Annotated in this window: 17 protein-coding genes; 5 read left to right on the forward strand and 12 right to left on the reverse strand. The window is 63.1% G+C overall.

From position 1 onward, the window contains the following. Nucleotides 1-48 precede the first annotated feature (48 nt). The 5 genes from NX775_RS00670 to cyoA are packed head-to-tail and all read right to left on the reverse strand — an operon-like array spanning nucleotide 49 to nucleotide 4,912. Entirely contained in the window at nucleotides 49-870 is an 822-nt protein-coding gene (locus NX775_RS00670) for an SURF1 family protein (protein ID WP_258834229.1), read from the reverse strand. 8 nt (nucleotides 871-878) lie between these two features. Next, a complete protein-coding gene (gene cyoD / locus NX775_RS00675) occupies nucleotides 879-1,265 on the reverse strand; it encodes a cytochrome o ubiquinol oxidase subunit IV (RefSeq protein WP_258834230.1) in 387 nt (128 codons plus the stop codon). Then, nucleotides 1,262-1,900 carry a cytochrome o ubiquinol oxidase subunit III gene (gene cyoC, locus NX775_RS00680; protein WP_258834231.1) on the reverse strand — a complete coding sequence of 213 codons (639 nt, stop codon included), beginning with the start codon at nucleotides 1,898-1,900 and terminating at the stop codon, nucleotides 1,262-1,264. The genes cyoD and cyoC overlap by 4 nt, the downstream gene beginning before the upstream one ends. Further along, nucleotides 1,893-3,902 carry a cytochrome o ubiquinol oxidase subunit I gene (gene cyoB, locus NX775_RS00685; protein ID WP_258834232.1) on the reverse strand — a complete coding sequence of 670 codons (2,010 nt, stop codon included), beginning with the start codon at nucleotides 3,900-3,902 and terminating at the stop codon, nucleotides 1,893-1,895. Before cyoB ends, cyoC begins: the two co-directional genes overlap by 8 nt. Before the next feature lie 2 nt (nucleotides 3,903-3,904). Next, a complete protein-coding gene (cyoA, locus tag NX775_RS00690; protein WP_258834233.1) occupies nucleotides 3,905-4,912 on the reverse strand; it encodes a ubiquinol oxidase subunit II in 1,008 nt (335 codons plus the stop codon). 162 nt (nucleotides 4,913-5,074) lie between these two features. On the opposite strand from cyoA, the gene NX775_RS00695 reads away from it, so the two are divergent. From NX775_RS00695 to NX775_RS00705, 3 genes are all read left to right on the forward strand, one after another. Continuing rightward, entirely contained in the window at nucleotides 5,075-6,415 is a 1,341-nt protein-coding gene (locus tag NX775_RS00695; protein WP_258834234.1) for an MFS transporter, read from the forward strand. Between the two features lie 341 nt (nucleotides 6,416-6,756). Further along, nucleotides 6,757-7,596, forward strand: coding sequence for a phosphate/phosphite/phosphonate ABC transporter substrate-binding protein (locus NX775_RS00700; protein WP_258834235.1), 840 nt, complete (start codon nucleotides 6,757-6,759; stop codon nucleotides 7,594-7,596). Nucleotides 7,597-7,607: 11 nt separating this feature from the next. Next, nucleotides 7,608-10,502, forward strand: a complete 2,895-nt coding sequence (locus NX775_RS00705) for a putative bifunctional diguanylate cyclase/phosphodiesterase (RefSeq protein WP_258834236.1) — start codon at nucleotides 7,608-7,610, stop codon at nucleotides 10,500-10,502. A gap of 24 nt (nucleotides 10,503-10,526) precedes the next feature. Here the strand turns inward: NX775_RS00705 and NX775_RS00710 are convergent, their stop codons facing one another. Beyond that, nucleotides 10,527-11,435: a ZIP family metal transporter gene (locus tag NX775_RS00710; RefSeq protein ID WP_258834237.1), complete on the reverse strand. Its 909-nt coding sequence runs from the start codon at nucleotides 11,433-11,435 to the stop codon at nucleotides 10,527-10,529. A 76-nt stretch (nucleotides 11,436-11,511) separates the two neighbouring features. Next, nucleotides 11,512-12,516 carry a manganese catalase family protein gene (locus NX775_RS00715; RefSeq protein WP_258834238.1) on the reverse strand — a complete coding sequence of 335 codons (1,005 nt, stop codon included), beginning with the start codon at nucleotides 12,514-12,516 and terminating at the stop codon, nucleotides 11,512-11,514. 327 nt (nucleotides 12,517-12,843) lie between these two features. Between NX775_RS00715 and NX775_RS00720 the strand changes: the two genes are divergently transcribed. Next, nucleotides 12,844-13,446: a hemerythrin domain-containing protein gene (locus NX775_RS00720; protein ID WP_258834239.1), complete on the forward strand. Its 603-nt coding sequence runs from the start codon at nucleotides 12,844-12,846 to the stop codon at nucleotides 13,444-13,446. 73 nt (nucleotides 13,447-13,519) lie between these two features. Here the strand turns inward: NX775_RS00720 and NX775_RS00725 are convergent, their stop codons facing one another. The 5 genes from NX775_RS00725 to NX775_RS00745 all read right to left on the reverse strand — a co-directional run bounded on the left by NX775_RS00725 (nucleotide 13,520) and on the right by NX775_RS00745 (nucleotide 17,820). Beyond that, the gene (locus NX775_RS00725) at nucleotides 13,520-14,548 is read right to left on the reverse strand and encodes a patatin-like phospholipase family protein (protein ID WP_258834240.1); all 1,029 of its coding nucleotides are present in this window, start codon (nucleotides 14,546-14,548) and stop codon (nucleotides 13,520-13,522) included. A 70-nt stretch (nucleotides 14,549-14,618) separates the two neighbouring features. Next, entirely contained in the window at nucleotides 14,619-15,356 is a 738-nt protein-coding gene (locus NX775_RS00730; RefSeq protein WP_258834241.1) for an LrgB family protein, read from the reverse strand. After that, nucleotides 15,349-15,705, reverse strand: a complete 357-nt coding sequence (locus NX775_RS00735; RefSeq protein WP_258834242.1) for a CidA/LrgA family protein — start codon at nucleotides 15,703-15,705, stop codon at nucleotides 15,349-15,351. Before NX775_RS00735 ends, NX775_RS00730 begins: the two co-directional genes overlap by 8 nt. A 66-nt stretch (nucleotides 15,706-15,771) precedes the next feature. Next, the gene (gene hppD / locus NX775_RS00740) at nucleotides 15,772-16,881 is read right to left on the reverse strand and encodes a 4-hydroxyphenylpyruvate dioxygenase (RefSeq protein WP_258834243.1); all 1,110 of its coding nucleotides are present in this window, start codon (nucleotides 16,879-16,881) and stop codon (nucleotides 15,772-15,774) included. 33 nt (nucleotides 16,882-16,914) lie between these two features. Further along, the gene (locus NX775_RS00745; protein ID WP_258834244.1) at nucleotides 16,915-17,820 is read right to left on the reverse strand and encodes a LysR family transcriptional regulator; all 906 of its coding nucleotides are present in this window, start codon (nucleotides 17,818-17,820) and stop codon (nucleotides 16,915-16,917) included. Nucleotides 17,821-17,991: 171 nt separating this feature from the next. On the opposite strand from NX775_RS00745, the gene hmgA reads away from it, so the two are divergent. Beyond that, nucleotides 17,992-19,287: a homogentisate 1,2-dioxygenase gene (hmgA, locus tag NX775_RS00750; protein ID WP_258834245.1), complete on the forward strand. Its 1,296-nt coding sequence runs from the start codon at nucleotides 17,992-17,994 to the stop codon at nucleotides 19,285-19,287. The last annotated feature ends 7 nt before the right edge of the window (nucleotides 19,288-19,294 follow it).

The raw sequence follows: 19,294 nt of genomic DNA on the forward strand, positions 1-19,294 counted from the left end.
AACCCGTCCGTTCAATGCCCCGTGCGCGGCAATGCGGTCGGGGCGTCTTTAATCGTTGGCGTCGCGGGAGCGCTTCGCCTCGTAGCGGGCCACCCACCACCAGGCTGCGGCCACCATGAGGGCGAGAGCATACCAAGTCAGCGCGTAGACGAGGTGATTATTTGGGAACGAGATGACGGTCAGGCCGCCGACGGCACGCTCGGGGGCGCCTGCCGGATCCTGGTTCTTGCCGGCGTCGACGAAAAACGGCGCCGTGCGGGCCGCGTCGAACCCGCGCGCGGCGCTCAAGGCGATGATGTCGCGCGAATACCAGCGGTTGCCGGCCGGGTCGTTGTCGCGCAGGAAGCCGCCTTTCGGTTCGCTGATACGCAGCAGACCGGTCAGCTCCACCGGCTCACCCGGGGCGGCGCAGGCGTCAGGCCCGGCCGTACGCGCCGGGAAGCGCGTGGCGATATCGCCCGATGACGGGATGAAGCCGCGGTTGACAAACACGATGTGGCCCTCGTCCGTGCAGAACGGCGTGAGCAGCCAGAAGCCCGCGCCCAGCTCGGACAGCGCCTGGACCGGTGCGGTGAATTGGTAGAGATAGTGACCCGACAGGGCAACGGCCCGGTATTCGTCGGATTCTTTGGAAATCTGCGGCCACTGCGCTACCGGAGGAAGCGCAGCAGGCGCCGCATGAACGCGCGCATCGACGCGTTCGATCAGGTCCAGTTTCCATTGCAGGCGAAACACCTGCCAGGTCCCCAGAACTGCAAACAGCACGAGCAGCAGCAAGGCCAGCACCGCCACCAGGCGTCGCACGAAGGGCGAGCGCCGTGGCGGGGGCTGATCCTGCGCCGACAGGGTCGGCGGCTGCTGCGCGTGCATCACCACCGTCAGGTCATGTCGGAGGTGTTTTCAGCACCCATGCCCGGCATCATGTTGGTGTTCATGTGGTGCATGACCCAGATCGAGCCCGACATCACAATGACCAGCAGCACGAGGGTCAGGATCAGCGCCATCATGTTCCAGCCGCCTTCTGCCTTCGAATTCAAGTGAAGGAAGTAGATCATCTGGACCACCAGCTGGACCGCGGCAAAGCCGAGGATGACCCAGCGGGTCGTTTCCGGGGCCAGCACGTTGCCCATCACCAGCCAGAACGGAATCGCGGTGAGGATCAGCGACAGCGCGAAGCCGATCGCATAATCCTTGCCACTGTAGTGGATCTGGTAGCTGTCATGACCATGATGACCATGGTCGTGCTCGTTATGATGATCGCTCATGGCAGCACTCCCATCAGGTAGACAAAGGTAAACACAAAGATCCAGACCAGATCCAGGAAGTGCCAGAACAGCGACAGGCAGGCCAGGCGACGGAAGTTTTCCGGCGTCATGCCGTGCTTGGACAGCTGCACGAACAGGGTCACCAGCCACACGATGCCGAACAGCACGTGCAGACCGTGGGTACCGACCAGCGAGAAGAACGCTGTCAGGAAGCCCGAGCGCTGTGGACCGGCGCCCAGGTGGATCAGGTGCTGGAATTCATAGATTTCCAGCGACAGGAACGCCACGCCCAAGAGGCCCGTGACGATCAGCCACAGCTTGGTCTTGCCCACGTTCTTGGCTTGCGCCGAGATCATGGCCATGCCGAAGGTGATCGACGACACCAGCAGGAAGCCGGTGTTGAGCGCGATCAGCGGCAGTTCGAACAGCTCGGCACCGGTCGGGCCGCCCGCGTAGTTGCGGCCCAGCACGGCGTAGGCAGCGAAGAGCGATGCGAACAGCAGGCAGTCGCTCATCAGGTAGAGCCAGAAGCCGAGCAACGTGCCCTGCTCCGGGTGGTGCTCCCGCGCCATGTAGCGCGCGGTCACTTCGGCGGGTGTCATCCCGCCTGTCATGGTTGCTTTAATGTCAGACATGGCTTTCCAGCATACGAGTACGTGCGGTTTCGGTCTTCAGGACTTCTTCAGCCGGAATGTAGAAATCGCGTTTGTAGTTGAAGGTATGGGCAATGATCGTACCGAGCAGGACGATGAACGCCCCGATCACGAGAGCCCACATATGCCAGATGATGGCAAAGCCGACCGCGCACGCCAGTGCCGAGATCACGAAACCGGCCCAGGTGTTCTTGGGCATGTGGATCGCGACGAAATCGGCGAGCGGACGCTGGTAACCGTTCTTCTTCATGTCGGCGAAGGTGTCATTGTCGTGCACCACCGGCGTGAACGCGAAGTTGTAGTCAGGCGGTGGCGACGAGGTCGACCATTCCAGCGTACGGCCATCCCACGGATCGCCCGTGAAATCGCGCAGACGTGCGGTGTTGCGGTCACGGAAGCTGACATACAGTTGCATCAGCAGCGCGCCGATACCACCAGCGATCATCAGGGTGCCCAGGAACGAAATCTGGAACAGCCACTGGACCGACATGTCATCGAAGTGACTCACGCGGCGGGTGTAGCCCATGAAGCCCAGGATGTACGGTGGCGTGAACGCAACCCAGAAACCGATCGACCAGAGCCAGAACGACACGGTGCCCCAGAATTTGTCGAGCTTGTAGCCAAACGCTTTCGGGAACCAGTAGTTCAGGCCTGCGAAGATACCGAACACGACGCCACCGATAATCACGTTGTGGAAGTGCGCGATCAGGAACAGCGAGTTGTGCAGCACGAAGTCGGCCGCAGGAATCGCCAGCATCACGCCGGTCATGCCGCCGATGGTGAAGGTCAGCATGAACGAGATCGTCCACATCATTGGCAGCTCGAAGCGGATCTGGCCGCGGTACATGGTGAACAGCCAGTTGAACAGCTTCGCGCCGGTCGGGATCGAGATGATCATCGTCGTGATGCCGAAGAACGCATTGACGCTGGCGCCCGAACCCATCGTGAAGAAGTGGTGCAGCCAGACCAGGTACGACAGCACCATGATGACGCAGGTCGCATAGACCATCGAGGTGTAGCCGAACAGGCGCTTGCCGCAGAAGGTCGAGACCACTTCGGAGAAGATACCGAACGCTGGCAGGATCAGGATGTAGACCTCAGGGTGACCCCAGATCCAGATCAGGTTCACGTACATCATCGCGTTGCCGCCACGGTCGTTCGTGAAGAACGCGGTGTCGAACAGGCGGTCCATGCCCAGCATGGCCAGCACGGCGGTCAGGATCGGGAAGGTCACGACGATCAGGATGTTGGTGCACAGCGAGGTCCAGACGAAGACTGGCATCTTCATCAGGCCCATGCCCGGTGCGCGCATCTTGATGATGGTGACGATCAGGTTCACGCCGGACAGCAAGGTACCGACACCCGCGATCTGCAATGACCAGATGTAGTAGTCGACGCCCACCCCCGGACTGGCCAGGATGCCCGACAGCGGCGGATACGCGAGCCAGCCGGTACGTGCGAATTCACCGACGAACAGGGATGCCATGATCAGCACGGCGCCCATCGTGGTCATCCAGAACGAGAAGTTGTTCAGGAACGGGAAGGCCACGTCGCGCGCACCGATCTGCAGTGGCACCACGTAGTTCATCAGGCCCGTCACGAACGGCATCGCCACGAAGAAGATCATGATCACGCCGTGGGCGGTGAAGACCTGGTCGTAGTGGTGCGGCGGCAGGAAGCCGGCGTTGTCGCCAAAGGCGAGCGCCTGCTGGGTACGCATCATCAGGGCGTCGGCAAAGCCGCGCAGCAGCATGACCAGACCGAGGATCATGTACATGATGCCGATTTTCTTGTGGTCGATACTGGTGATCCAGTCTTTCCACAAGGAGCCCCACAGGCGGAAGTAGGTCAGGATGCCCACGAGGGCAATACCGCCTACGATCACACCTGCGAAGGTAGCAAGCAGGATCGGCTCATGGAAGGGAATCGCGTCCCAGCCAAGCCGACCGAAGATAAACTTCGTCAAGTCGAAAGTGTCTTGCATGGTTACTTCTTCACAGTGTTAAAAGGGGCGACGCACATTTCCAGCGCCTCAGCCAGCATGGACTTGCCATCCTTCGGCAGCTGGCGGATGGCCGCAGCCATTTCGTTGCGCTTGTGATCTTCGTGCATTTGCTGGTTCATGCACATGGAGCCTTCAGCAACGCAGCGGTTCAGGATGCGGTTGAACAGCGCGGGCTCGACCTGTGCGTAGTGGCGCACCGGCTCCTTGGCGGTCGGCTTTTCGAGCACCATGTAGTCAGCGCGGTCGAGCACTTCGGTACCGGTCTTCATTTCCTTGACCCAGGTGTCGAAATCGGCCTGCGTCACGCCCTTGTAGGCAAACTTCATGTGCGAGAAACCGTCGCCGCTGAAGTTGGCCGAGAGGCCGCGATAATCGCCGGTCTTGTTCAGCACCGCGTTCAGTTCCGTCTCCATGCCCGGCATCGCGTAGATCATGCCAGCCAGGGTCGGGATGTAGAACGTGTTCATCACGGTCGACGACGTGATCTTGAAGCGCACCGGCACGTCGATCGGGGTCACCAGGTGATTGACCGACGCGATACCCTGTTCCGGATAAATGAACAGCCATTTCCAGTCCAGCGCCACCACTTGCACTTCCAGTGGCTTGACCGACGCGGCGAGCGGCCGGTTGGCGTCGATGCGGTCGAGCGGACGATACGGGTCGAGCTTGTGGGTACTGACCCAGGTAATCAGGCCCAGCACGATGATGATCAGGAGCGGCGCGCCCCAGATGATCAGTTCGAGCTTGGTCGAATGGTCCCAGTCAGGTTCGTAGGCCGCGTTGGCGCCCTTGCGGTAGCGCCAGGCGAACCAGACGACCAACAGCATCACCGGAATGATGATGATCAACATTAATAGAACCGATATGACGATCAGATCGGCCTGCTGCTTTGCTATATCGCCGGTGGGATTCATTACGACGGTATTGCAGCCAGCAAGCGCTGCAAGAAGAAGTAATGGCAGTCCGCGGCGGACAATTTGTGGAATCATGCTAGGTATCTAACGTTACATGGAGGGAGAGCGTGCTACTGTACTGCCAACGGTCGTCAAAGAACATTGGACAGTTTGTCCCACCCTTTGCCATAATGCAATTTTAACAATAGTGTTACCCACAATAGTGGCGACCGCGACACGACTTTTGGAGAATTAACCATGCACAGCACTACCCACGGCAGCGACGACGCCGCTCCAATCACGAGCCCGAACAGCGGCGCACGTAACATCAACGCCCGCGACGAACACATTTCCCCCGGCGACATCGCCGTCGGCGTCATTGTCGGCCGTTCGGCGGAGTACTTCGAATTCTTCGTGTATGCCATCGCTTCGGTGCTGGTGTTCCCGTCGATCTTCTTCCCGTTTGCCGATCGCCTCGAAGGCACACTGTACGCCTTTGTCATTTTTGCGTTCGCATTCATCGCGCGTCCGTTCGGCACTCTGCTCTTCATGTGGATCCAGAAACGCTGGAGCCTCGACATGAAACTGTTGATTGCCCTGTTCATGATGGGCACCTGCACCGTCGTCATCGCCCTGCTCCCGAGCTACAGCGAAATCGGCGGCGCCGCCATCGTGATGCTGGCACTGCTGCGCATCGGCCAGGGTATCGCCCAGGGCGGTTCGTGGGATGGCCTGCCATCGCTGCTGGCCCTGTCGGCGCCTGAAGGCAAGCGCGGCTGGTACGCGATGCTGGGTCAGCTGAGCGCACCGCTTGGCTTCGTCATCGCCGCCGGCGTGTTCGCTTACCTGATCGGCAACCTGTCGCAGGAAGACTTCCTGACCTGGGGCTGGCGCTTCCCGTTCTTCGTCGCCTTCGCCATCAACGTCGTCGGCCTGTTCGCCCGCCTGCGTCTGGTCTCGACCACCGAATATGCACGCCTGCTCGACACCAACCACATGACGCCTGCCCCGGTCGGCGAACTGATGCGTAATCAGGGCACCAACATCGTCATCGGCGCCATGACCGCACTGGCCAGCTACGCGCTGTTCCACCTGGTCACCGTGTTCCCGCTGTCGTGGATCCAGTTGTACGATACCCGTCCGGTCGAGTCGTTCCTGCTGGTCCAGATGGCCGGCGCTGTGCTTGCCGCGCTGGGCATCCTGGCCTCGGGCTATATCGCCGACAAGGTCGGTCGCCGCACGACGCTCGGCACGCTGGCCGCACTGATCGCGCTGTTCTCGGTCTTCGTGCCATCGCTGATCGATGGCGGCACCGCTGGCCAGAACACCTTCATCCTGGTTGGCTTCACCCTGCTGGGCCTGTCGTATGGCCAGGCAGCGGGCGCCACGACGTCGAACTTCCAGAAGCACTTCCGCTACACCGGTGCGGCGCTGACGTCGGATCTGGCATGGCTGGTTGGCGCGGCGTTCGCCCCGCTGGTCGCCCTGGGTCTGTCGGCCAACTTCGGCCTTGGCTATGTCAGCCTGTACCTGCTGTCGGCAGCCGTGGCCACGCTGGCTGCGCTGAGCCTGAACCGCAAGCTGGAAATTCGTGACTGATCTGCCCGGCAATTGCTGGCAGTAACACAACGGCCCTTCGGGGCCGTTGTTGTTTTCGGCTGCCTGCACAGGCCATGAACCGTTCGCGTAACTAAATACAACATTGCATTCCAGCCAGCAATCTTTGCTGATGGTATGATCTTTACAGCCGACACGCGTGTGCCCCAACGGCCCGCGCTACAGTGACCAGTTCGCGCATCCATCGACGGATGGCGACGCTGGCACTTGCCCCGATCGCTACCGCGCGCCCGGCTTGTCTGCCGCATGGCACGACATCACGGAGCCCAGCCCGGTAAACGGGACGTGGCCGTATTTCATCCTGTTCTCACGATCGCACAACCATGAATCTGCATCTGTCCCTGCTGGCTGGGGCCCTTCTCGTCACGCAATCGGCCCTCGCCGCCCCGCCGGCTTGCTACAATTTTTCACCGGTTAATCAATTCAACGTCCAGGTATCGGCCAGTTACTGGAATCCGATCATCAGCTACGTCTCGGCCCGCAGCAAGGTCTGCATGAAGCTCAAGCTGGGCCGCACCTCGGCCGACACGACCAGCTTCGTGCTGGCCCGCGAAGTCGACTTCGCGTTTACCAATCACCTGTTCAGCCCCGATCGGGACAAGATGGGCTGGACGGTCTTCGGACGCCGCAATGCGCCGCCCGTGCATGCGCAGATCGTGGTGCCGGTCGACTCGCCGATCAAGGACATCACGGAACTGGCTGGCGCCGCCGTGAGTTTTCCAGGTGCGGAAGCGCTGGTTGCCTACAAGGTCAATTACGCGCAACTGCTGCGCGCCAATATCCCTGTCAACGTCGTGTTCGCGGGCAATCAGGACGCCGCGTTCACGCAGCTGTTCGCCGGCATGGTCAAGGCCGTCGGTGCGAATTCGCAGCTGGTGGCGAACTGGAGCGGCCGCGAAGGCAGCGCGTTTCGCGTGCTGTGGAGTTCGGCGCCATTCAATGATCTCGCTCTGATGGCCTCGCCACGGGTGCCGGCCGACCAGGTGCGCGCCGTCGCCAATGCCTTCCTCACGATGCACACCGACCCGGAAGGCAAGCGCGTGCTCGCCGAATCAGGGGCGCTGGTTCACGCCCCGGTGCCGCTGTCATTCGTCGCCGCCAGCCAGGCCGACTACGCCAGCTACCGTGCGTTCTACGCCGACGCGCCGGCCAGCCTGCGGTGACACGTCTCGCCATGATATTTGCTCCGCTGCGCCTGCTCAAGCGCGTCTTCCTGCCGCGCTCCCTGATGGGGCGCGTATTCGGCGTGTTCGCGGCCACGATGCTGCTCCTGCTGGTGGCGGGCCTGGGCATGTTCTACCGCTACCAGTACCTGCAGCATATCGAAGAGACGCAGGACAATGCGCTGATGCTGGTCGAGGCGGTGATCCAGCCCATAGAAGAAAGCGTGGTCATCGGCGATTACGACACGGTCAAGCGCACGCTGGGCAAGATGCTCGTCAAATCGCCCTTCAACCGCGCCCAGTTCCTCGAGGTCGGTGGCGGCGCCATCAGTCTGGAGGCGCAGGACAGCCAGCACGCAGCGCCGCCCGACTGGTTCACGGCGTTGATTGTCGAGCGGTTCTACGATGTCAACCGCGTCATCACGGTCGGTGGCAAGGATTACGGCGTCATGCGCCTGTCATTCGACGTGACCAGACTGGCGGCCCAACTGTGGCAGCTCATCATCGAAACCGCCGCGGTGGCCTCGGTACTGGCCTCGGCCAGCCTGCTGATGATGCGCGTGCTGCTGCGCCGCTGGCTGGACCGTCTCGGCGGCCTGCGCGCTTTCGAACACGATGTCGCTGCGGGCCTGGTCACCGCCGAGGCGCCGCTGCACGACGACGCGCCGCTCGAGATCCAGGAAGCGATCCTGGCCGTCAACCGCGGCACCGCCAGCCTGCGCGTGCAGTATGGCGAGCGTATCGAGCTCCTGATGAATTCGCTCGTCCAGCACAAGAGCGCAATGGACCAGGCTGCGATCGTGTCCGAGATCGATGTCGACGGCCGCATCGCCGTCGTCAACGACCAGTTCATTGCCAACAGCGGCCTGTCGCGCGACGAAGTCGTCGGCCAGCCCCTGGCGTACCTGACCATTCCAGGGTCGGCGCCGGCCTGGGCACCCGGGCCAGACGTCTGGAAAGGCGACGTCATGATCGCCGGGCGCGACCGCACGCTGCAATGGCACCGCACGATCGTGCCGATGTTTGATGCGGGCGGCACGGTGCGCTATATCTGTATCGATATCGACATCACCGAGCGCAAGGCCTTCGAGCGCACGATCCTGGCCACGGCGCGCCGCGAAAACCTGATCGCCGAGCTGAGCCGCGTGGCCCTGACGGCCACCGACCTGCACCACGTGTTCCGGGAGGCGATCCAGGCCGCAGCGGGGGGCCTGGATGCGCCGAGCGCGGCGCTGTTTGCCCTCGAACCGTCGCCGATCGGGCGCTCACTGGTGATCCGCGCGGGCAGCGGCGCCCTCGCCTCGGCCACCGGGTTCGCCCTTGACTGCCCGCTGGGGCCGATGCCGCAGCAAGAGCCGGCCGACCTGCTGCGCCCGCTGTTCGCGACCGTCGGCGCCGCCTACCAGGTGCGCAGCAGCGTCGATGCCTGCGTGATTTGTACGGAAAGCCCGTTTGGCGTGCTGGGCGTATTCTCGGACGACGCCCGCCAGTTCGGCGCGGACGACCGTAACTTCCTGCGCAGCATCGCGCACATCCTGGCCACCACGATCGAGCGCCACACGGCCCAGCAGCGCCTGACCTATCTGGCGCAATACGACGCCCTGACCGACCTGCCGAACCGGCGCTACCTGTCCGAGTCGCTCGACCTGGCCATCGGCGCAGCCGCCGCGCAGGCGCGCCGCACCGGCGTCATGTTCATCGACCTGGACCACTTCAAGAAAGTCAACGACATGCTGGGGCATGGCGTCGGTGACCAGTTGCTGGTGCTCGCCACCAAGCGCCTGCAGGCCTGTGCGCGGCCGGGCGACTTGGTCGCGCGGCTGGGCGGGGACGAATTCGCCCTGATCCTGCCCGACGTCGTGGAAGACGGCGACGTCGGCGCGCTGTGCACCAGCATCATCGATGCGCTGGCCGCGCCGTTCCTGCTGCAGGGCCAGCAATTGTTCGTCTCGGCCAGTATCGGCATCGCACGCTATCCGGAAGACGGCGCCAGTGCGGAGGCGCTGCTCAAGAGCGCCGATACGGCCATGTATGCGGCCAAACACAATGGCCGTGGCAATTTCCAGTTCTTCAGCGCCGCCATGCACGATGCGACCACCCAGCGCATCAAGCTCGAAGCCGAGCTGCACCAGGCACTGGAGCGGCGCGAGTTTTTGCTGCACTACCAGCCGAAGCTCGACCTGGTCACGGGCAAGACCAGCGGCTTCGAGGCGCTGCTGCGCTGGAACCACCCGCAGCGCGGCCTCGTGCCGCCGCTCGAATTCATCTCGGTCCTCGAAGACACGGGGCTCATCATCGCGGTCGGCGAATGGGTCGTGGCAGAAGTCTGCCGCCAGCTTGGCGCCTGGCGCGCCGATGGCTTCCCCATCGTGCCGGTCGCGATCAACCTGTCGGCACGCCAGCTCGAGCAGGACGACCTGGCTGCAACGATCGAGCGGATCGTGACCGCCAGCGGCATCGCGCCGGCACTGCTCGAGTTCGAGCTGACCGAATCGATGCTGATGGTGAACCCGGACGCTGCGGTCGCGATTCTGGGACGGATCAAGGCGCTCGGCATGCGCCTGTCCATCGACGACTTCGGTACCGGCTATTCGAGCCTCGCGTACCTGAAGCGCTTCCCGCTCGATGCGCTCAAGATCGACCGCACCTTCGTGCGCGACTTGCCGCACGACAGCGACGACGCCGCGATCACCCGCGCTGTCATCAACCTGGCGCACAGTCTTAATCTGAAGGTGGTGGCGGAAGGCGTGGAAAATCTCGAGCAGTTGTGCGAACTAAAGCACTTTGGCTGCGACGAAATCCAGGGCTATTATGTCGATCGGCCGCTGGTGCCGGCCCGCTGTTTCATGCGGGCCGACAGCGCGCCGCCGCTGGGGATGCAGCGCGACACCGCGCTGGCGATGTAACGCGGGCCGGTGTTGGCTATCCGATCAGGCCAGTGCCGTATCCAGCACCGTCATCACGATGAACCCGATGACCAGCGCGATGCTGGCCTGGGTTCCATTGCCCGACTGGCGCGATTCGGGAATCACGTCATTGACGATGACGAGCAGCATGGCGCCAGCCGCAGCAGCCAGCGCATACGGCAGCAGGCCAGCCGCGATACCGATGAGCGCGACACCGAACACGGCGGCGATCGGCTCGATCAGCCCCGACACGATGCCCATGCCAACAGCGGCGAGGCGGCTGTAACCGACGGAGTGCAGCGCCAGCGCCACGACCAGGCCCTCTGGCACGTCCTGAATCGATACACCGGTGGCCAGTGACGTGGCTTTTTCCAGGTCGATGCCAGCAAACGCAACGCCAATGGCCAGGCCTTCCGGCAGGTTATGCAGCGCGACGGCCCACACGAACAGCCATGCGCGCCGCAGCGAGACCTGATCGGGATCGGTTGAGAGGATGCCGTCGGTATGGACCGCGCGGCTCATCAGGAGGATCGCGCCGGCGCCGGCCAGGATGCCCGCGCCCACCATCAGGCTGGATTCCCAGCTGCCCGCTCCGGCCGACGAGGCTGCGTTCAGGGCCGGAATGACGAGCGAAAACGCGGTGGCGCCGAGCATGACACCAGCGCCAAAACCGAGGAATGAATCGTAGGTACGACGAGAAAAATTCTGTGCAAACAAGACGGGCAACGTGCCAAGCGCAGTGGCTGCTGCCGCGGCGCTGCCGCCCAGCAAGGCAGCCAGCATCTTCGGGTTGGCATTCATGAACTGCTCGATCAGGCTGCCGATCAGGACAAACAGGACGACGGTGCAGATACCAGCAATAATGACGCGACGTGGGGTGAGCCAGCTCGGCATGCCGCGGTGTGGTGGGGCTTTCTCGACTTGACTATCCATGCGGCTTCCTGATAACTGAATGCCGCCTGCCACAGATCATGTGGCAGGCGGCGTGCACATACGCTATGCGTTTTGCTTACGTCGTCTTTTTGACGCTGGCCTTCTTTTTCTTGGCAATACCGGTATCGTCGAGCGGACCGCCGCGCGAGGCCACGGTCGGTTCGCCCATTGCATTTCCGCTACTGCCACCTATCGTACCACCGGATGCAGATTGCATCATGCCCAGTTCGGAACCGGTGCGCGGCATGGCCATCGGGTCCGACAGCGTGCGCGCCGCCATCATTTCCAGCACGTCGATATCGTCGGTCGGCAGTGCCACTTCGGCATCGCCTGCACCGCCATCGACGGCCATCTGCTTGTCGCGGTCGCTGATGAAGTCCCAGTCGGCGCCCTGGTTCCATGCGCCCCGGACCTCGCCTTCGCCCTGCGACATATTGTAGTAGACGCTGGCAAACGCTGGCACCACGGGCATTTTGCCGGGTGGGAAGTTCGGCTCCATCGAATACAGGGCTTTCTCGAATGACTTCATGTGCGCCACTTCGCGCGTCATCAAAAAGCCCAGCGCCTCTTTCACGCCTGGGTCGTCGGTTAATGAAATCAGCCGCTCGTAGACAATCTTGGCGCGCGCTTCAGCAGCGATGTTCGAGCGCAGATCGGCGCTCGGCTCGGTGATCGAGTCGATGTACGCGGCCGTCCAGGGCACACCCGCCGAATTGGTCAGCGGCACACCGGCGCCATACAGCACCTGGGTGATGTGACTGTCATTACCGGCCCCCGTGATGCTGCGATAGGTATCGGCTTCCATGTCGACACCTTCGGCCAGACGGCCTTTGGCGCCCTTGTTGAGCATCGCAACGATGTTGCCGATGACTTCGAGGTGGCTGAGTTCTTCGGTGGCGATATCGAACAGCAGGTCCTTGCGGCCTGGATCGTCCTCGGCAACAGCCTGGGTGAAGTAGCGCATGGCGGCGGCAAGCTCGCCCTGCGGACCGCCGAACTGTTCAAGCATCAGGTTCGCCAGGCCGGGATTGGGGCCGCTGACGCGGACGGTGTACTGCAAACGCTTATTATGAGCAAACATGGATAGTGTCCTCGATAAGGTTGTTCATCCTTTTGGCACGCGTCGTGCGTGACCATCCAGGACGGGCCAGTGCCAGAACGGCAGGCCAGTGAACACATGATCGCATGACAACTGTTGGTAGCTCGTCAGGGGTAATCCCGAGTTCGTGTAGGACTAATGTGACAAGTAGTTATTTCAATTCAACATGAATATAGCGCTGGAAAAATTGGCTCATGGTGCTGGCCGATCTGGACTGGCACTGACACAACCTCGGCGTACAGGCCTACAGCCATTTGACAAGGACTCCCTCACGATGTTGATCAAACAACCACGAACGGGGGTACCACCATGTTTAACCTGAAACAACTAAGCCCAACCATCACCGACATGATCCGCTTCGATCACTCGCACGTCATGGTGACCTTCCATCAATACTCCAGCGACAAGAGCCCAACCGTCAAGAAGGCCTTGGCCGACACCATTTGCGATGCGCTGGAAATCCATGCAACGCTGGAGGAAGAGATTTTCTATCCCGTGATGCGGCGCGAAGATGCAAAGCAGCCGTTCATCCACGAGGCTGAACCGGAGCATGACGAGATGCGCCGCCTGATCGCCCAGCTGCGCCGTACCAGCGGCGCCGATCCGCGCCACGACGATCTGGTCATGGAATTGATGCGCGACGTGATCCATCACGTCGCCGATGAAGAAACCCGTCTGCTGCCCGATGCCGAGAACATCCTGGGCAAGGCGCGCCTGTCAGAACTGGGGGCCGCGATGACGCGTCGGCGTCTGCAACTCGTCGGGCCAAAAGCCGGCAAGCTGGCCAAGGAACATCTGGTCGGCTTCTCGGGCAGCAGCGCGGCGCTGGCCGTCGGTGTGGTTGGCGCCCTGATTGCCGCCTTTGCGCTGACGCCAAAAAAGACCTGGAAAGACACATCGGCAGACGCATAACGCGTCGTCCATGTAGCGCAACAGCGCTCTCGAGCACCGTCCCCGGCAACGGCGACGGTGTTTTTTTTGCGTTTTACAGGTCGGGATAAAACACGGGCATCGGGTCAAGCGTCGATTTCGCGCCGAGGTGCGCGCCGTTTTCCTTCAGCCAGGTATCGGCCGAAGCCACGCCAAGATCGTGCAAGTGCTGCAGGAACGGCATCTCGGCACTGAATTTGGCGGAAATGCCATGCGCCGCCAGATGCTCGTTACCGCTGATCAGGTGCAGGAACTTGGCGGCAGGTGTCGCACCGGCACCGCGCATTTCATCCGTGGCGCTTCCAAGGAACTGCACTGCGCTGACTTCACGGACGAAACTGATGTTGAATGCGATCTCGTTCGCACGGTTGGCGATGTCGGCTACCGTGCGTGGCATATCAGGGCGTGCGATGGGATTGTTCTGGATGATCACGACGTCCGTTCCGTCGCCGTGCGCCATCAGCGGCGCCAGCGGTGGATTGGCAACATAACTGCCATCCCAGTACATCTCGCCATCGACCTCGACCGCAGCGAACACGGTCGGCAGGCAGGCCGAGGCCAGCAGTCGCTGGACATCCATCTCGTCACGCCGGAACAGCTTGCCCGTGCCGGTGCGCACATTGGTCGCGGCAATGAACAGCTGCAGCTCTTCGCAGGCGCGTACCCGTTCGAAGTCGATCGTCGCAGCGAGAAAGTGGCGCAGCGGATTGAGCGTCAGCGGGCCTTCGAGCGTCGGGCCGGCCATGGCCCCGGCCATTTCCAGCAAGTGGTACACCGGCGAAAACGCCATCGTGAAGTGCGGCGCCATGCGATCGAGCGGCGTGCGCTGCAATGGGCTCATCGCTGCGGCCGTGCCGATCGCGCGCCAGAACTTGTCGAGTGCCTTCCTCGCGCCTTCACGGCCACCGCCGCGGGCATAGCCGTCTGCAACGACGACGGCATTGATCGCGCCGGCGCTCGAGCCGCTCAGCGCATCGATCTGCAAGCCCGGCTCCTGCAGCAGGCGGTCAAGCACACCCCACCCATAGGCGCCGTAGCTGCCACCGCCCTGGATGGCCAGACTGATTGTTTTGTGGTCGGTCACGATCTGCTCCGAAAAATCATCAAAGCGTCAGCGTAATCGGTGCGTCGATTGTGCGGCGCAGCGCAGGCCATTAACCCATCCAGCGCGTCACGAGCGGCACCAGCCAGGGAGCAAGCAGCGCCGTCAGCGCGCCATTCAGCCCCATCGCCAGCCCGGCAAATGCACCCATCTCGGGGCTGAGCTGGAACGCACGCGCCGTGCCGATCCCGTGCGCGGCCAGCCCCATGGCGAACCCGCGCGCCGCGTCCGACCGCACGCGCAGCCCATGAAACAGCCAGGTGGAGAACATCGCGCCAAAGATGCCTGTGCCAATCACCAGCGCGGCGGTCAGGGAAGGCAGGCCTCCCAGCCGCTCGGCCACGGCCATCGCGATCGGCGACGTGACCGACTTGGGTGCGAGCGTCGCGATCAGCGCAGGCGTGGCGCCCAGCAACCGCGCCACCACGACCACCGAGACGATGGCTGTCACCGAGCCAGCAAGCAGCGCCGCCGTGAGCGGCAGCCAGTGCTGACGCAGGCGCGGCAGCTGGCGCACCAGCGGCACGGCCAGCGCCACCGTCGCCGGGCCGAGCAGGAAGTGGACGAACTGCGCGCCGGCAAAATACCGCTCGTACGACATGCCGGACAGGCTCAGGATGCCCACCACGATGGCAATCGCGATGGCGACGGGGTTGGCAATTGGCGCACCCTTGCACCAGGCGCCGATGCGCTGCGCGGCCAGATAGGCGCACAGCGTCATGGTCAGGCCCAGCAAGGGCGACGCCGCCAGGTAGACCCAGAACTGGTGCAAGCCGGCGAAATCAGGCATCGCGATCTTTCGCTGGGCTGCCTTTCATGCCGCGCAGCAGCAAGCCCGTGACGGCCAGCGCCAGCAGCGTGCTGACGACAACCGACGCGACAATCGCCAGCCAGTGGCCACTGCCGCTGGCGGCAGCGACCACGATGCCCACGCCGGCCGGCACGAACAGCAGCGACAGATGCGCCAGCAGCGCGTTGGCCGCCTGCTCGACCAGCACCTGCAACTTGGGAAAGACGATCAGGGCAGCCACGAGCAGCAGCATGCCGGCGACGGGGCCGGGCAGCGGCAGGCGCAGCACGAATACAACGCCCTCCCCCAGGCATTGAAACAACAACAGGACCGCAAACGCCGCCAGCATGCTTTCTCCTTGACGCAAGACGGCGGCCAGAGGCTGCCGCAAACACGCAGGATAGCAAATTACGGATCAAGCGGCGGTGGTTGCCTCGCTGGCGGCGCCAAGCGCGCCGCGCTTGACCTGGTCGCGCTCGATCGACTCGAACAGCGCCTTGAAGTTGCCTTCGCCGAAGCCGTCGTCACCCTTGCGCTGGATGAACTCGAAGAACACCGGACCCAGCTGCGCCACGCCAAAGATCTGCACCAGCAGGCGCGCCTTGCCGTCCGTGACGTTGCCATCGAGCAGCAGGCCGCGCACCTTGAGCTGCTCGGCGTCTTCGCCATGGCCCGGGATGCGCTCGTCGAGCATTTCGTAATACGTCTCGGGCGGCGCCGTCATCAAAGGCACGCCGGCGGCGCGCAGGCTGTCGACCGTGGCGATCAGGTCGTCGCTCAGCAGCGCGATGTGCTGGATGCCTTCGCCGTTGAACTGCATGAGGAATTCCTCGATCTGGCCGCCGCCCGCCTTGCCTTCTTCGTTCAGCGGGATCCGGATCATGCCGTCCGGCGCCGTCATTGCCTTCGAGGTCAGGCCCGTGTACTCGCCCTTGATGTCGAAGTAGCGGATTTCGCGGAAGTTGAACAGCTTCTCGTAGAAGCCGGCCCAGTACGACATACGGCCGCGGTACACATTGTGCGTCAGGTGATCGATGATCTTCAGGCCGTGGCCTTCAGGGTTGCGCGGAGCGCCGTCGATGAACTTGAAGTCGATATCATAGATCGACTTGCCGATCGTGTCGCCTTCGTCGAAACGGTCGATCAGGTACAGCGGCGCACCGCCAATGCCGCGGATCGCCGGCAGGCGCAGCTCCATCGGACCGGTCGGGATCTCAACCGCCTGCGCGCCCAGTTCCAGCGCCCTGGCGTAGGCCTTGTGCGCATCGCGCACGCGAAACGCCATGCCGCAGGCCGACGGGCCGTGCTCGGCCGCGAAGTAGGCGGCGTAGCTTTTCGGCTCGTTGTTGATGATGAAGTTGATGCCACCCTGGCGATACAGCGCGACATCCTTCGAGCGGTGCACGGCCACCTTGGTAAAGCCCAGCGCCTCGAACACGGGTTCGAGCACGCCCGGGGTTGGCGAAGCGAACTCGACGAACTCGAAGCCCATCAGGCCCATGGGATTGTCAAACAGGTCTGCCATTGTCTCTTCCTTTTATTCGTCCTACGTTGACGGTCATTCCGCGAACACGTCGGCCAGCAAACCACGCAACCACACATTGCCCGGATCCTGGTTGAAGCGGCGGTGCCAAAAAATATTCGTTTGCAGCGGCGGCAGATCCAGCGGCGGCGTCGCCCATTCGAGTGCGAACGGCAGGCCGGCCCGTTCGGCCAGTTTTTGCGGCACCGTCACCACCAGGTCGCTGGAACTGACGATGTACGGCACCGCCGTGAAATGCGGCACCCGAAAGCGCGTCGCCGGCGCAATCCCGGCCCTGGCCAGCACCGCGTTGACCCGGTCGTACGGGCTGTCGGCCGCGTCCACCAGCAAGTGCTCGGCCGCCGCGAAGCGCGCCAGCGTCAGTGCGCCCTTGCCCAGTGGATGGCCCTTGCGGAACATCGTCACGAACGGCTGGCGAAACAAATGCCGCTGGTACAGCGCATCCGACACATCCTCGAACGGGCCCACCGCCAGGTCGACCCGCCCGCCCTCCATCTCTTCTTTCAGCGTCGCCGCGCCCACGCGCACTGAACTGAGTTCCACGTGCGGCGCCACCTGCCGGCAGCGCTCGATCAGCGTCGGCATGAAGTACACCTCGCCGACGTCGGTCATGGCCAGCACGAAGCGGCGGCTGCTCGTGCCCGGTTCGAACCGGCTGCGCTGGTTCAGCGCGAGCGCCACCTGCGCCATCGCCGCCCCGATCGGTTCGGCCATCTGCGTCGCCAGCGGCGTGGGCTGCATGCCACTGGCCGTGCGCACGAACAGCTCGTCGCCAAAGGCGCGCCGCAATCGTGCCAGCGCATTGCTCACCGCCGACTGGCTCAGGCCGAGGCGGCGGGCGGCGCTGGAAATCTGGCGCTCCCGATAGACTTCCTGGAACACGGACAGCAGGTTCAGGTCGATGGTGCGCGGTTCGATCATGGGTTTTCAAGGTTGCCGGCGCATTGTCCATGCGCGGTGGTGGTGGAGGCCAGCAGTATTGATGGAATCAATAGTCTACATTTTTCTATTCATCTCGTAAAACTCGGCAGATTATTCTAGAGTGACGCCATCGACCAATCGCACCACATCACCAGTCCCAGGAGACACCGCATGGCCCACCCGTCAGGTTATCTGTCCGGCTTCGGCAACGAATTTGCCACCGAAGCCCTGCCAGGTGCGCTGCCGCAGCATCGCAATTCGCCGCAGCAAGTGGCGTATGGTCTGTATGCGGAGCAGTTGTCCGGCACCGCCTTCACCGCGCCGCGCAGCCATAACCGGCGCTCGTGGCTGTACCGGATTCGCCCGGCGGCCGTGCATGGCAGCTTCGTGCCGCTGGAAGCGCCGCGCCTGGTCAGCCGTTTCGACAATGCTGCGCCGCCGAATCAGCTGCGCTGGAGCCCGCTGCCGATGCCGACCACCCCGACCGATTTCATCGATGGCTGGGTGACGATGGCGGGCAACGGCTCGGCCGAGGCGATGACGGGCTGCGCCGTGCACCTGTACGCCGCCAACCAGTCGATGGACGGCCGCTACTTCTACAATGCGGACGCCGAACTGCTGATCGTCCCCCAGCTGGGGCGCTTGCGCATCGCTACCGAGCTGGGCATGCTGGACGTCGAGCCACAGGAAATCGCCGTGATTCCACGCGGCGTGCGCTTCCAGGTGACGCTGCCTGACGGCGAAGCGCGCGGCTACCTGTGCGAGAACTTCGGCGCGCTGCTGCAATTGCCCGATATGGGCCCGATCGGCTCGAATGGCCTGGCCAACCCGCGCGACTTTCTGACGCCGACCGCGCAGTATGAAGATATTGAAGGCGATTTCGAGCTGGTCACCAAGTTCGGCGGGCGGCTGTGGCGCGCGCCGATCGGCCACTCGCCGCTGGACGTGGTGGCGTGGCACGGCAACTACGCGCCCTATAAATATGACCTGCGCCACTTCAACGCCATCGGCTCGATCAGCTACGACCATCCCGATCCGTCGATCTTCCTCGTGCTGCAAGCGCCATCGGATACGCCGGGCGTCGATACGCTCGACTTCGTGATCTTCCCGCCGCGCTGGCTGGTGGCGGAGGATACGTTCCGGCCGCCATGGTTCCACCGCAACGTGGCGAGCGAGTTCATGGGCTTGATTCACGGCGCCTACGACGCCAAGGCAGACGGCTTCGTGCCGGGCGGCTCCAGCGTGCACAACTGCATGAGCGGGCATGGGCCGGATGCCGCAACCTTCGATAAGGCGAGCAGCGCAGACACGCGCCAGCCGCACAAGGTGGGCGACACGATGGCGTTCATGTTCGAGACGCGCAATGTGCTGGTGCCCACCGAGCAGGCGCTGGCATCACCGCAATTGCAGGGGGATTATCAACAGTGCTGGGCCGGTATTACCAAGCGCTTTCGTACAACACCATGATCATGGC

Source organism: Massilia aurea, from assembly GCF_024753205.1.
Classification (GTDB): domain Bacteria; phylum Pseudomonadota; class Gammaproteobacteria; order Burkholderiales; family Burkholderiaceae_D; genus Telluria; species Telluria aurea.

Excerpts from the sequence above, each read along its gene's own strand:
- cyoD (WP_258834230.1), bottom strand. The coding sequence starts at position 1,265 with ATGAGCGATCATCATAACGAGCACGACCATGGTCATCATGGTCATGAC.
- NX775_RS00705 (WP_258834236.1), top strand. The coding sequence starts at position 7,608 with ATGATATTTGCTCCGCTGCGCCTGCTCAAGCGCGTCTTCCTGCCGCGC.
- NX775_RS00670 (WP_258834229.1), bottom strand. The coding sequence starts at position 870 with ATGCACGCGCAGCAGCCGCCGACCCTGTCGGCGCAGGATCAGCCCCCG.
- NX775_RS00710 (WP_258834237.1), bottom strand. The coding sequence starts at position 11,435 with ATGGATAGTCAAGTCGAGAAAGCCCCACCACACCGCGGCATGCCGAGC.
- NX775_RS00715 (WP_258834238.1), bottom strand. The coding sequence starts at position 12,516 with ATGTTTGCTCATAATAAGCGTTTGCAGTACACCGTCCGCGTCAGCGGC.
- hmgA (WP_258834245.1), top strand. The coding sequence starts at position 17,992 with ATGGCCCACCCGTCAGGTTATCTGTCCGGCTTCGGCAACGAATTTGCC.
- cyoC (WP_258834231.1), bottom strand. The coding sequence starts at position 1,900 with ATGTCTGACATTAAAGCAACCATGACAGGCGGGATGACACCCGCCGAA.
- hppD (WP_258834243.1), bottom strand. The coding sequence starts at position 16,881 with ATGGCAGACCTGTTTGACAATCCCATGGGCCTGATGGGCTTCGAGTTC.
- NX775_RS00745 (WP_258834244.1), bottom strand. The coding sequence starts at position 17,820 with ATGATCGAACCGCGCACCATCGACCTGAACCTGCTGTCCGTGTTCCAG.
- NX775_RS00695 (WP_258834234.1), top strand. The coding sequence starts at position 5,075 with ATGCACAGCACTACCCACGGCAGCGACGACGCCGCTCCAATCACGAGC.
- NX775_RS00700 (WP_258834235.1), top strand. The coding sequence starts at position 6,757 with ATGAATCTGCATCTGTCCCTGCTGGCTGGGGCCCTTCTCGTCACGCAA.
- NX775_RS00735 (WP_258834242.1), bottom strand. The coding sequence starts at position 15,705 with ATGCTGGCGGCGTTTGCGGTCCTGTTGTTGTTTCAATGCCTGGGGGAG.
- cyoA (WP_258834233.1), bottom strand. The coding sequence starts at position 4,912 with ATGATTCCACAAATTGTCCGCCGCGGACTGCCATTACTTCTTCTTGCA.
- NX775_RS00730 (WP_258834241.1), bottom strand. The coding sequence starts at position 15,356 with ATGCCTGATTTCGCCGGCTTGCACCAGTTCTGGGTCTACCTGGCGGCG.
- cyoB (WP_258834232.1), bottom strand. The coding sequence starts at position 3,902 with ATGCAAGACACTTTCGACTTGACGAAGTTTATCTTCGGTCGGCTTGGC.
- NX775_RS00720 (WP_258834239.1), top strand. The coding sequence starts at position 12,844 with ATGTTTAACCTGAAACAACTAAGCCCAACCATCACCGACATGATCCGC.